Below are 13,183 nucleotides of genomic sequence, written 5' to 3' on the forward strand. Positions count from 1 at the left end.
AGTCAAATGTCTTAAAGTCGAAAGCTTAAAGACAAATAGTTTTAAAAAAAACGCATTCATTCATTTGGATGCGTTTTTTTGTTTTTGCCCATTTGTTACTAATCTTTTTTATCTTTCCGTAACTTTGTGAAACAACTTTTTTATGAAAATCGCACTTATTCAATCTTCTTTAGTTTGGGAAAACCCAAAAGCTAATCGGAATTCCTTCGAAGAAAAAATCAATGGAATTAATGAATCAGTTGATTTGATTGTGCTTCCTGAAATGTTTTCTACGGGCTTTACGATGAATCCTAGTGTTGTTGCTGAAACGATGCAAGGCGAAACTGTGGCTTGGATGCAATCCTTGGCGAAAGCCAGAAATACAGCCATAACAGGCAGTGTAGTGATTGAAGAAGCGGGGAGTTTTTATAACAGAATGTTGTTTGTATATCCTACGGGCGAAATTCAGTTTTATGATAAAAAACATTTGTTTACACTAGCCGGAGAAGACAAAGTGTACACGGCTGGCAGACAGAAATTAATTGTGGAGTTTCTGGGTTGGAAAATTTGTCCTATGGTATGTTATGATTTGCGTTTTCCGGTATTTTCCAGAAATACAGAGAATTATGATTTGCTTTTGTATGTTGCCAGTTGGCCTGAAAAAAGAGTGAATGCCTGGGATGCTTTATTAAAAGCGCGTGCTATTGAAAATATGAGTTATGTTGCGGCTGTAAACAGAGTGGGTATTGATGGAAATGCGCATCCGTATTCAGGACATTCTCAGTTGTTGGATTCGTTGGGAGATTATATAATAAAGCCACAAGAAACAGAGGCTGTTTTTGTGGCTACTTTAGATAAAGACAAACTAATTGAAACGCGTCAAAGATTTGGTTTCTTAAACGATAAAGATTCGTTTCAATTGACTTAATTTGTCGTTTTCTTTTTCGTTAAATCTTTTTTAGGTGGGGTATAAGGAATGCTCAGATCAAAAGTCTGCTCGACATCCCAATTAGCCCGTACATCAATTTCTCCAGAGAAATAAATCACTTCTTCAGCATATCTTTTTTCCAGAAAATTTCCCGGATCATAACGCCTATTTTTATTAGTGTCATATATAGCACGAAGGGAAAATTGTGCGGGATCTAAAAGTTTGAAATTTATTGTGGTATTTTCATTAACATATTCGCTGGTAACAACGTCACCGGTGGATTTTAATAATTCTATAATAACAGGAAATGATTTTACGTTTTCTAATTTTACTTTCAGATTTCCATAATCTTCGAGGGATTTAGTGCTTATTTGATAATTCAAAGTGTCATTGGTCTGGTCAAAAAAATCAGTTAATGCACCTGGAAGGATGTTGAAACTGTATTTTTGAGCCACTTCTTTTTGAAAGTCAAAGAACAATTTTTGATTGAATTCATCATAATTGGTGGTGAATTTCACCTCAGTTGAATCGGTATTGATTAATTTGATTTTTGTTTCATCAAACTGAACTAACGGAGTGGAAGATTCTAAAGCAAAACGGTCGTTAAAACCTGCTGGATTTATTGAACTGATGGTTAAACTGTCCTTTTTAGGATTTCTTATTTTTACAATAAAATCTCTATTGTAGTTTTCCTGTGAGACTTCTACTTTTAAAGAATCTGTTTTAATGGGTTTAAACCAAATTTGGAGTGAATCTTTCTTTGGGAGTTTTGTCACAATATTGGATAGTATCTGGTTTTTGTTTTTCAGAACCACTTTTGGCCTCATTTCCGTTTGTGTAACGGCTCCTTCATACCTCATTAACAATCTGTTTGCTGTTTCCTGTGTGGGTTTAAAGGCTTTAAAAGCATTGTTCTCCTGAAAAAGCTCTAACTCAAATATGGTGTCGTTGGGAACCGTAATGAAATCTTTAAAAAAACCAATTTTTTCAGTTTTTGGGTCAAATTTATTATTGTTGTTCAGGTCTTTTATAGCAATTAATTTATATTTTCCCGCTTTTAAGTTCTCTAAACGAAAGGTTTTTAAACTATCTAAAGTATTGGTAATATATCTGGGGCTTTCTTTATAAATAACAGAATCATTATAGGTATCATTTATTTCATAAAGCATTACCGAAATAAAAGATTCAGGCTCTTTTTCATAAGCATATTTTACTTTTCCGTTAAGTGCCAGAGAGTCGATGTAAGTTCCTGTAGAAAACACATATTTAAACTGGTTTAGAGGATTTCCTTCGTTGTTGTCGGTTACACTTTGTCCAAAATTAAAACTATAGGTAGTGTTTGGTTTTAAAGTGTCTTTTAATTTTATTATAATTGTTCTGCTGGCAGTGGTAGGAATAATAAGTGGTTCGTATTTCATAGGCGGCGAAATCACCAATTGTTTTCGGATTCCTTTCAGGATAACAATTTCATCAAACTCTAATTTGATTTGTTTTTCTTTGAAATTGGTGCTGTAGTTCGCAGGGAAACTAGTGCTTAAGGCAGGGGGAATAGTGTCTTTTAAGCCGCCGGTGATACTTCCTCTTTTGGCACAGCTTGCCATAATTATTGCCAGTATTATCAGGATGTATTTTAATTTGTTTTGCAACATGAATTTCAGAATTTAGAATTTACAAAATAACGATTATATTTACTGTAATTGAAATTTTTTGGCTAATTATTAAGGAAAGCATTTGGGATAAAAAAACGTTTTTTTATGTTTTTAATAACATATATTTTCTTTTCTCCTGAGCACTATTTCTTAGTTTAGCAATCGCTAAATGAACTTTTTTTGAAAAAAAATATTTTATATCTCTTTTTACTGTTGGTGTTGTTTTCCTGTGATAAAAAAGAAGAACCTTTAATTTCTTTTTACTATTGGAAAACCAACTATGAATTAACAGCCACGGAACAAAAAGCAATAAAGGAAAACAACGTACAAAAAATATACATTCGTTATTTTGATATTGACTTGGATACTAAAACAAAAAAAGCTTTCCCAAGAAGTCCAATTCATTTTATTCAAAAACCCACAATCAGCAATATTGTTCCGGTTGTTTATATCAAAAATAGTGTGATGCTATCGACAGAAGTGACGGATAGCTTAGCTCAAAAAGCATTTGATTTTATTCAGATTATCAATAAGACCAATGACTTAAGCTGTAACGAAATTCAAATTGATTGTGATTGGACGCTGAAAAGCAGCCCGGCTTATATGGCATTTATTGAAAGCTTTAAACGTATTTCACATAAAAAAATATCGGCTACCATTCGTTTACATCAAGTGAAATATTTTAAAAAAACTAAAGTTCCAAATGTAGATTCCGCCGTTTTAATGTATTACAATATGGGAACTATTGGCATTAAATCATTGAATTCGATATATGACAGAACCACTGCCGCGCATTATATTTCCAGTTTAAAAAAATATCCGTTATCTTTAAATGTGGCTTTGCCGGTATATGCCTGGGGAATTCATAGCCGAGATAACCGGATTTTGGGATTGCGGAGTAAATTAACCGTTAATGATTTACAACTGGATACTAATTTTGTCGCAACAGCTAAAAAAACATTTAGCGTAATACACTCCAATTACCGAAAAGGAGTATTTTATAAAAAAGGAGATGTTGTGAAAATTGAAGCAATAAGCGCCGGCGATTTAAAAGAAATGGCTACTGATTTAACAGCTAATTTGCCTCAGAAACCAAAAGAAATTATATTTTACGACTTAGACGAAGACAATTTAAAAAATTATGAAAAAAACATTTTTAAGCAAATTACTAATCACTTTTAGTAGTATTCTTTTGTTCGGGTATGGAATAATTTACGCTTGCGGTGGCGGAGATTGGTTTGATAACTGGTATTACAATTCTAATTTCACACCTGAAACCTTTGCTGATGAATCTTATGTGCCGTTATTTTTATCAGGAGATGTTTTTTACGGAATTGGTTTTGATGATCAGCATAATTCCCGTTTTAATGATCAAATTACTGCTGACTGGCAATCGTTTTTAAAAGGAAAAATGAATCCGGAAGAGGTGAAGGCTTTTTTATTAGATAATGACCGAAAAATTAAGGTCGAGGAGCTGTATTTCTTTTTCAAAACCGGTAAAAAAAATGAATCTTCGATAGGTTTTGCTTCGAAAATAAATTTGAAAGAACCAAAAGTAAAAGAGTTTATCACCTTTTTATATTTAGCTCAGCATATTGAATCGGTTTCTGTTGTCGAGAAAAACTGGAGTTATGATCCTGTGGTTTATAAGAGTTTTACCGATGCAGCAATAATTAAAGAAATTGAAAATAAATACTCTGCCATAAAAGATACTTTTTTAAAAAACCGGTATTGGTTTCAAACGGTTAAAGCTTATTTTTATAGTGATAATAAGCAAAAAGCAATCGAATTCTTTAATAAAACAGCTTCTGAAGTTCCTCAGAACACCTTGTATTACAGAGCGGTCAGTTATATAGCCGGAATTCATTATAAGCAAAAAAACTATGCGGTTTCTAATTATTTGTACAGCCGGGTTTTTGATAAATGCCCTGAAATGCGGGTTGTAGCGGCTTACAACTTTCATCCGCAGGAAAATAATGATTGGAAAGAATCCTTAGAAATGGCAAGTACAAATCAGGAAAAAGCAGCACTTTGGGCTATCCGGGGTTATTATAATGATGAACAGGAAGTCATTGCCGCTATTTTTGAGCTAGATCCTTCCAGTTCGCATCTGAATTATCTTTTAACGCGATTAATAAACAATCAGGAAAATAAAATAAGTGCTGATTATCAAAAAAATACTGTTGCCGAAAATAAAAAACAACAAAAGGCAAAACTAAATCAGTCTGTACTGGCATTAGTGGATACAATAGCAAATTCTGATACGGTTGATAAACCTTATTCGTGGAAAATGGCGTTAGGTTATCTGCTATCTCTGAACGGAGATTATGATAAAGCCGACAAAATGTATGCAGCATCTGAAAAAGATTTGCCTGAAACCGTTTTGGCCTCAAGTCAGTTACGATTGCTTCGTTTTGTCAATAATCTGAATAAAATCAGTAAAATCGACAGTAAATCAGAGCAAACTATTTTGAATGATTTGAAATGGCTGTACGAAGAACTTCCTGCTAAAAATATTGAAAATTTAAGATTTTATAACGCCTCTAATTGGAGCAGACAGTATTTGTCAGCATTGTATAAAGCACAAAATAATGTTGTTATGGCAGAGTTGTTTTCGCAGTCCACAGCATATTATTCCGGTAATGCGGGGAATTCATTTTATGATGATGAAAAAAATCTCTTGGCTATGAAAAGCTTTTTACAAAAATCAGATAAAACACAAATGGAGCAAATAGCCGAAAAAATCTATAACTTAAAGTGGAGGGATATTTCTAATTTTCAGGCTGTCAAAGCTACTTTCGAAAATAAAATTCCTCAGGCAATTGCTTATATGAAAGAAACCGATAGCATACAGCATTATGTTTTATTAGGGAATCCGTTTAACGGAAACATAAAAGATTGCCATGATTGTGAGCATGCAGCTTATCAAAAAAGAAAATTTACTCAAATGGAATTTCTGAATTTAATAAACGAAATGCAGTATAAAGTAGCAAACAATGAAGATGTTTATAATAATAGTCTGCTGCTGGGAAATGCATTTTATAATATATCTCATTTTGGAAATGCGCGAACTTTTTATGAAATCAGCATTGTAGGTTATGGCTCGAGCCCCACTTATTTTAGAGAGGCTATGAAACGAATGATAATAGATGGTTCAGTGTCTAAAATGTATTACCAAAAAGCACTTTTGGCAGCGACAACTAAAGAGCAAAAAGCAAAATGTACCTATATGTTAGCAAAATGCGAGCGAAATGATTTTTACAATCAGCGATATTATTTTCAGAACAAAAATTATTGGGAAGTGTATGGTGATAAAATTAATTTTCAGGAGTGGAACGGATTTAAAACATTAGAAAAAGACTATTCAGATACTAAATATTATCAGGATGTAATTAGAGAATGTGGTTATTTTAATACTTATGTGAATCAGTGATAGTGTAACTTTAGAATAAATATTTTGCAAATGAAAAAAATCGATCATATAGGTATTGCGGTAAAAGATCTGACTGTTTCGAATGTATTATTCGAAAAATTATTAGGCGTTTCACCCTATAAGCAGGAAGAAGTAGAGAGTGAAGGGGTAATTACTTCTTTTTTTAAAAGCGATACGAATAAAATAGAACTTCTGGCTTCTGCTCATGCAGACAGTGTTATTGCTAAATTTATAGAAAAAAAAGGAGAAGGCATACATCATATTGCTATTGAGGTAGATGATATTCAGCATGAAATGGAAAGATTGAAAAAAGAAGGTTTTCATGTTTTGAATGAAAATCCTAAGAAAGGTGCCGATAATAAACTAGTGGTTTTTTTGCATCCTAAGAGTACAAACGGTGTTTTAATTGAATTGTGTCAAAGTATTAAAGAATTATAACATCTTTATGTTTCTAATAATCAGCTCTTTTCTGATGTGTTTTTTTTAATGTCGGTATATGCTAAAAAACTAAGTCAAAAATATTTGGAGCAAACAAAAAATAGTAGTAATATTGCAAACTCTTAACCGGTCCTATAGCTCAGCTGGTTAGAGCACCTGACTCATAATCAGGTGGTCCCTGGTTCGAGCCCAGGTGGGACCACTCTATAAATCAAGCCTTTACAGCAATGTAGAGGCTTTTTTTATTGAATAAATTTGGTAAAGATTGATAAGTGTAAACAAGAAGAAATACTTGAAAACGAGTTAAGAATAAAAACTTTTTGGTTTTTTTGTAATTTTATTTTTTGAATCGGGCTATTAAATTAGGTTTAAATCACTTAAAAAATCGATAAAAACCCTTTAAAATTAACGATTTTTAAAAAGTTCCTTTGGTGTTAAATTCGTTTTATTGGTCTATCTTTGTTGTTTCTTCGATCTGTTGGGATTGTTTTTTTTAAGAAATGCTATGTTGGTGTTTTAATGATTTGTCTTAGAATGAAAAAAATACGGTATAAATATTTTGTTATAGCTCTTTTGCTTGTGGGGCTTAGAGTTGTTGCTCAGCCTCCTTCTCCGGTGGGATTAGGGTGTTGCAAAGATTATGAGCCAGAAGGTACGGATCCTCCTTCTCAACAATATTTAGATTGTATTGAAGCGGAGACAGAAGAGCCTGGTTCATATTGTAATCCTATAGTGCCAATTGATAACTCAATTTATGTTTTAATAACTGGTTTGGCTGGAGGGGTATTAGTTTTATTAGTTGTATATAGAGGAATAAAACGAAAAAAAACTCCAATGTAAATCGGAGTTTTTTTATGGGTTATCTCAATTGATTCAGTCGAGAAACATATTTCCCTATAACATCAAACTCCAGATTTATTTTAGAACCAACTACGAAATTTTTAAAATTAGTGTGTTCGTGAGTGTAAGGGATGATTGCTACGCTAAATTGATTTTTTTGAGAATTTACAACCGTTAAACTTACTCCGTTGACGGTAATAGAGCCTTTTTCAATGGTGAGATTATTTAGTTTTTCGTCATATTCAAAGGTGTAAAGCCAGCTTCCGTTTGTTTCCTGAATAGAAATACAATTACCCGTCTGGTCTACATGACCCTGAACAATATGTCCGTCTAAGCGGTCTCCCAGTTTCATGGCTCTTTCAAGATTCACAAGATTGCCGACTTTCCATTCACCTAAATTTGTTTTTTTTATGGTCTCGTCAATAGCGGTTACTGTGTAACTGTTCTCCTTTATCGCTACAACAGTAAGGCATATTCCGTTATGGGCTACACTTTGGTCTATTTTGAGTTCGTTAGTAATGGTTGCATCTATTGTTACGTGGATATTGTCTTTTTCTTTTTTTATTTCCTGGATGGTTCCAAGGGTTTCTATGATTCCTGTAAACATTCTTGTTTTATTTTACTAAATTTGCACTTCAAAATTAGCAATAAAAAACTTGTGGATATGATTAAAAATGCAGAAAATATTATCATAGGAATTTCAATTGGGGATTTAAATGGTATTGGAAGCGAGGTTGTTCTGAAAACATTTGAAGATATTCGGATGTTAGAGTTTTGTACGCCTGTTATTTTTGCAAATGTAAAAATCCTGTCTTTTATAAAAAGAAATTTAGAATCTGCTGTTGTTCTTCATGGAATTGATAAATTAGATCAAATTGTTCCCGGAAAAATTAATGTGCTGAATGTTTGGAAAGAAAGTGTGGATTTAAATTTAGGTGTGAATGATGATAAAGTAGGTGAATATGCGATAAAATCTTTTGTTGCGGCTACTAAAGCTTTAAAAGATGGCCTGGTAGATGTTTTAGTGACAGCTCCTATAAATAAGTACAATATACAATCGGAAGATTTTAAATTTCCGGGACATACGGATTATTTGGATCAGGAATTAGAAGGAGATGCTTTGATGTTTATGGTGCAGGATAATTTAAGAGTAGGTTTGTTGACGGATCATGTGCCTATTAATGAAGTAGCCTCGCGATTGACAGAAGAATTGATTGTAAAAAAAATAGAAACTGTAAAAAAATCACTGATACGTGATTTTAGTATTGCTACTCCTAAAATTGCCGTTTTAGGACTAAATCCGCATTGTGGTGACGGAGGAGTTATCGGGAAAGAAGATGAGGAGCTGATTAAGCCGGTTTTGAAAAAAATGTTTGATAAAGGAACAGCGGTGTTTGGACCTTTTGCAGCTGATGGTTTTTTTGGTAGCGGTCATTATGAAAAATTTGATGCTGTTATTGCTGCTTATCACGATCAGGGATTGGTTCCTTTTAAAACATTATCTTTTGGAAAAGGGGTTAATTTTACTGCAGGATTGAGTAAGGTAAGGACTTCTCCGGATCATGGAACGGCATATGATATCGCCGGAAAAGGGGTTGCTGATTTTAATTCGTTTAAAGAAGCAGTCTATTTGGCGATAGATGTCTATCGTTCAAGGATTCAGTATGAAGAAATGACTGAAAAGCCGCTAAAAGTTAGAGAAAAATAAATGTAAATAAAAAAAGATTAATAACGTTATTGGATTTATAATAATTTTATATCTTTGCACCCCGTTCTGAAGCTTCAGAATTGGGCAAAATTATGTTGAAATGAACAGGACAAAAGAATTTTTAATTCCTTTCGTGGGTTTAAAACTGGGGAAACATCATTTTGAATATCAGATAAATAATGCGTTCTTTGAGAACTTTGAGTATGATGAATTTCAAAATTCAGAGGTCAAAGTTTCAGTAGTGTTAGAGAAAAAAAGCAACATGCTTGAGTTGAGTTTTAAGCACAAAGGGACAGTAAATGTGCCTTGCGACTTAACGGGTGAAGATTTTGATTTGCCAATTAAAGGTAAAATGAAATTGATAGTCCGTTTTGGTGAAGAGTTTAATAATGATAATGAAGAGTTGCTGATTTTGCCTTTCGGTGAATTTGAAATAGATATTATACAGTATATCTATGAGATGATTGTGCTGTCAGTGCCTATAAAGCGGGTTCATCCGGGAGTGAAAGACGGAAGTTTAAAAACCGATGCTTTAGAAAAACTGAATGAATTGCAAATTAAAGAGGCAGATAAAAAAGAGAATAAAGAAGAAGATATAGACCCGCGCTGGGACAAATTAAAGCAACTATTAACGGATAAATAATATAGTAAAATGGCACATCCTAAAAGAAAAATCTCGAAAACAAGAAGAGATAAGAGAAGAACACATTATAAAGCTACAGTAGCACAAATCGCTACTTGTCCTATTACAGGTGAAGCACATTTATACCACAGAGCTTACTGGCATGAAGGGAAAATGTACTATAGAGGACAAGTGGTTATTGATAAGTCAGAAGCTACTTTTGCATAATACGTTTTTATAGATAATACGAGAACTCTCACACTATGTGAGAGTTTTTTATTGTTTGCAATTTTCGTTAAATAAGAGGTTTTTAAAGATAAAGGGTTTAGATTTTTTTTGTATTTTTAACCCCTTTTTAAACGTTTCTTTTTGTGTACTCACAAAAAGGAAAATATCCGAATAAAATGAATAAAATTACAGCCGCAATTACTGCAGTTGGAGCTTATGTTCCAGATTTTGTGCTTTCAAACCAGATTCTTGAAACCATGGTGGACACAAACGATGAATGGATTACATCGCGTACAGGAATAAAAGAAAGAAGAATTTTGAAAGATGCTGATAAAGGAACTTCTTACTTAGCCATAAAAGCAGCTGAGGATTTAATAACTAAAGCCAATATAAATCCGTTAGAAATTGATTTGGTTTTAATGGCAACAGCCACTCCGGATATGCAGGTTTCGGCAACTGGAGCTTATGTTGCCACTCAAATAGGTGCTACAAACGCCTTTGCTTATGACTTACAGGCAGCCTGTTCCAGTTTTTTATACGGAATGTCTACAGCTGCAGCCTATATAGAATCAGGAAGATATAAAAAAGTCTTACTTATAGGTGCTGATAAAATGTCATCTATAGTAGATTATACAGACAGAACTACGTGCATTATTTTTGGAGACGGAGCGGGAGCAGTTTTATTTGAACCTAATCATGAAGGTTTAGGATTGCAGGATGAGTATTTAAGAAGTGATGGTGTAGGTCGTGATTTTCTGAAAATTGATGCCGGAGGCTCTCTTCACCCGACAACTATTCAAACAATAGAAGAAAAAAGACACAGTATAAGACAAGATGGAAAAACGGTGTTTAAGTATGCTGTTACTAACATGGCCGATGCCAGTGAACAAATCCTTAAAAGAAATAATCTGACTAATGAAGATGTGAGTTTCTTAGTGCCACATCAGGCAAACAAGCGTATTATCGATGCTACTGCCAGCAGGATGAATCTGGAAGAATCTAAGGTTTTGATGAATATTGAAAAATACGGAAACACTACATCAGCAACTTTACCACTTGTTTTAAATGATTTTGAACATTTGTTTAAAAAAGGAGATACTATTATTTTTGCAGCATTCGGAGGAGGTTTTACCTGGGGTTCTATCTACCTGAAATGGGCGTATAACAAACAATAAATTTAAACTAAAATCACAAATATTATGGATTTAAAAGAAATTCAGAACCTAATCAAATTTGTATCTAATTCTGGTGTTGCCGAAGTAAAACTGGAAATGGATGATGTTAAAATTACCATTCGAACTACATTAGAAACAACAGCTCCAGAGCCAACTTATGTGCAGCAATTACCTGCTCAGGCTCCGGTACAACAAATTATAGCAACACCTGCAGCTCCGGCTTCAGCACCTGTTGCAGCCGCTCCAGTAGCTGAAGATTCTAAATTTGTTACTATAAAATCACCAATGATTGGTACTTTTTATAGAAAACCATCTCCGGATAAACCTATGTTTGTTGAAGTAGGAACTTCTATCTCAAAAGGAGATGTACTTTGTGTTGTGGAAGCGATGAAATTATTCAACGAAATCGAGTCTGAAATTTCTGGAAAAATCGTTAAAATTTTAGTTGATGATATGTCTCCGGTTGAATTTGATCAGCCATTATTTTTAGTAGATCCATCTTAATTAATTATGAATTATAAATTATGAAGTGATTTTGTAATCGATCATAATTTTAAAAACTCATAACTCATAAATCATAACTCAAAAGAGATGTTTAAAAAAATATTAATTGCAAATAGAGGGGAGATTGCACTTCGTGTAATCAGAACTTGTAAAGAAATGGGTATTAAGACAGTAGCCGTTTACTCTACTGCCGATGCAGAAAGTTTACACGTAAAATTTGCTGATGAAGCTGTTTGTATCGGGCCTGCACCAAGTAACCTTTCTTATTTGAAAATGTCAAATATTATTGCAGCAGCCGAAATTACTAATGCTGATGCAATACATCCGGGATATGGATTCCTTTCTGAAAATTCCAAATTCTCTAAAATCTGTCAGGAACATGGTATTAAGTTTATTGGAGCTGCACCAGAAATGATTGACAGAATGGGAGATAAAGCTTCTGCTAAATCTACTATGATTGAAGCTGGTGTTCCTTGTGTTCCTGGTTCCGAAGGAATTTTAGAATCTTTTGAACAAGCACAAAAAGTAGCCAAAGAAATAGGATATCCTGTTATGATGAAAGCTACTGCCGGTGGTGGCGGAAAAGGAATGCGTGCCATCTGGAAAGAAGAAGAACTTCATAAAGCATGGGAAAGTGCACGTCAGGAAGCAGCAGCTGCTTTTGGAAATGACGGAATGTACATGGAGAAATTAATTGAAGAACCCCGTCATATTGAAATTCAGGTCGTAGGAGATGCTTACGGAAAAGCCTGCCACCTTTCTGAAAGAGATTGCTCGGTTCAAAGACGTCACCAAAAATTAACAGAAGAAACTCCTTCTCCGTTTATGACTGACGAATTGCGTCAGAAAATGGGGGAAGCTGCCGTAAAAGCTGCCGAATATATTAAGTATGAAGGTGCCGGAACGGTTGAATTTCTGGTTGATAAACACCGCAACTTCTATTTCATGGAAATGAATACCCGTATTCAGGTAGAACATCCTATTACAGAACAGGTAATTGATTACGATTTAATTCGTGAACAAATTATGGTAGCAGCCGGAATTCCGATTTCAGGTAAAAATTATTTGCCGCAATTGCATGCTATCGAATGTCGTATCAATGCCGAAGATCCATATAATGATTTTAGACCTTCACCAGGAAAAATCACTACATTACATATGCCAGGTGGTCATGGAGTGCGTTTAGATACTCATGTGTATTCAGGATATACTATTCCGCCAAATTATGATTCGATGATTGCTAAATTGATTACTACTGCACAATCTCGCGAAGAAGCAATTAGTAAAATGAGAAGAGCATTAGACGAATTTGTAATTGAAGGAATCAAAACTACAATTCCTTTCCACAGACAATTAATGGATGATCCGCGTTATATTGCAGGTGATTATACTACTGCTTTTATGGATACTTTTAAAATGAATGATCCGGAATAAAAAGTCTTTGTCGATATAATATGAGAAGCCGTACAGTGATGTGCGGCTTTTTTTATGCAATAAAGTGTGTAAAAAAGATACAGTTCGCTCCGATTTTACACACTATTACCCAAAACGTAAAAACACTCTGTTTTTGTAAATCATTGTAAATCATAGGTTTTATTGTTTTTTTTACCTCTTTATAAATTGTTGGTATAATAATTTCAATGTTCTAAGTGTAAAACAATAATAATATTAAAATATAC

General features: G+C 33.7%; 13 protein-coding genes and 1 tRNA gene. 12 read left to right on the forward strand and 2 right to left on the reverse strand.

From position 1 onward, the window contains the following. The first annotated feature begins 142 nt into the window (after positions 1-142). Positions 143-907: an amidohydrolase gene (locus tag ACSV4D_RS10445; RefSeq protein WP_439228236.1), complete on the forward strand. Its 765-nt coding sequence runs from the start codon at positions 143-145 to the stop codon at positions 905-907. Here ACSV4D_RS10445 and ACSV4D_RS10450 read toward each other — a convergent pair. Continuing rightward, positions 904-2,556: an Ig-like domain-containing protein gene (locus ACSV4D_RS10450; RefSeq protein ID WP_439228237.1), complete on the reverse strand. Its 1,653-nt coding sequence runs from the start codon at positions 2,554-2,556 to the stop codon at positions 904-906. The genes ACSV4D_RS10445 and ACSV4D_RS10450 overlap by 4 nt on opposite strands. A 180-nt stretch (positions 2,557-2,736) precedes the next feature. Here ACSV4D_RS10450 and ACSV4D_RS10455 point away from each other — a divergent pair, with 180 nt between their 5' ends. From ACSV4D_RS10455 to ACSV4D_RS10475, 5 genes are all read left to right on the forward strand, one after another. Further along, a complete protein-coding gene (locus tag ACSV4D_RS10455) occupies positions 2,737-3,738 on the forward strand; it encodes a hypothetical protein (RefSeq protein WP_439228238.1) in 1,002 nt (333 codons plus the stop codon). Continuing rightward, positions 3,698-5,989, forward strand: coding sequence for a hypothetical protein (locus ACSV4D_RS10460; protein ID WP_439228239.1), 2,292 nt, complete (start codon positions 3,698-3,700; stop codon positions 5,987-5,989). The genes ACSV4D_RS10455 and ACSV4D_RS10460 overlap by 41 nt, the downstream gene beginning before the upstream one ends. A gap of 30 nt (positions 5,990-6,019) precedes the next feature. Continuing rightward, on the forward strand, positions 6,020-6,427 hold the full coding sequence (gene mce, locus ACSV4D_RS10465) for a methylmalonyl-CoA epimerase (protein ID WP_439228240.1): 408 nt from the start codon (positions 6,020-6,022) through the stop codon (positions 6,425-6,427). A gap of 128 nt (positions 6,428-6,555) precedes the next feature. Further along, positions 6,556-6,629, forward strand: a tRNA-Ile gene (locus tag ACSV4D_RS10470). 332 nt (positions 6,630-6,961) lie between these two features. Then, on the forward strand, positions 6,962-7,267 hold the full coding sequence (locus tag ACSV4D_RS10475) for a hypothetical protein (RefSeq protein WP_439228241.1): 306 nt from the start codon (positions 6,962-6,964) through the stop codon (positions 7,265-7,267). A gap of 19 nt (positions 7,268-7,286) precedes the next feature. On the opposite strand, the gene ACSV4D_RS10480 is transcribed toward ACSV4D_RS10475, so the two are convergent. Next, a complete protein-coding gene (locus ACSV4D_RS10480) occupies positions 7,287-7,874 on the reverse strand; it encodes a riboflavin synthase (RefSeq protein ID WP_439228242.1) in 588 nt (195 codons plus the stop codon). A 57-nt stretch (positions 7,875-7,931) separates the two neighbouring features. Between ACSV4D_RS10480 and pdxA the strand changes: the two genes are divergently transcribed. From pdxA to accC, 6 genes are all read left to right on the forward strand, one after another. Beyond that, a complete protein-coding gene (gene pdxA / locus ACSV4D_RS10485) occupies positions 7,932-8,975 on the forward strand; it encodes a 4-hydroxythreonine-4-phosphate dehydrogenase PdxA (RefSeq protein ID WP_439228243.1) in 1,044 nt (347 codons plus the stop codon). Positions 8,976-9,075: 100 nt separating this feature from the next. Further along, complete coding sequence (locus tag ACSV4D_RS10490) at positions 9,076-9,618, forward strand: YceD family protein (protein ID WP_439228244.1); 543 nt, start codon at positions 9,076-9,078, stop codon at positions 9,616-9,618. 9 nt (positions 9,619-9,627) lie between these two features. Continuing rightward, positions 9,628-9,825 carry a 50S ribosomal protein L32 gene (gene rpmF, locus ACSV4D_RS10495; protein WP_073242095.1) on the forward strand — a complete coding sequence of 66 codons (198 nt, stop codon included), beginning with the start codon at positions 9,628-9,630 and terminating at the stop codon, positions 9,823-9,825. 176 nt (positions 9,826-10,001) lie between these two features. After that, positions 10,002-11,000 (forward strand): beta-ketoacyl-ACP synthase III, encoded by a 999-nt coding sequence (locus tag ACSV4D_RS10500; RefSeq protein ID WP_439228245.1) that lies wholly within the window; start codon positions 10,002-10,004, stop codon positions 10,998-11,000. Between the two features lie 24 nt (positions 11,001-11,024). After that, positions 11,025-11,504, forward strand: coding sequence for an acetyl-CoA carboxylase biotin carboxyl carrier protein (gene accB / locus ACSV4D_RS10505; RefSeq protein WP_408079916.1), 480 nt, complete (start codon positions 11,025-11,027; stop codon positions 11,502-11,504). 87 nt (positions 11,505-11,591) lie between these two features. Then, positions 11,592-12,938: an acetyl-CoA carboxylase biotin carboxylase subunit gene (gene accC, locus ACSV4D_RS10510; RefSeq protein WP_439228246.1), complete on the forward strand. Its 1,347-nt coding sequence runs from the start codon at positions 11,592-11,594 to the stop codon at positions 12,936-12,938. The last annotated feature ends 245 nt before the right edge of the window (positions 12,939-13,183 follow it).

Source organism: Flavobacterium sp. ARAG 55.4 (genome assembly GCF_051846875.1).
Taxonomy (GTDB): Bacteria; Bacteroidota; Bacteroidia; order Flavobacteriales; family Flavobacteriaceae; genus Flavobacterium; species Flavobacterium plantiphilum.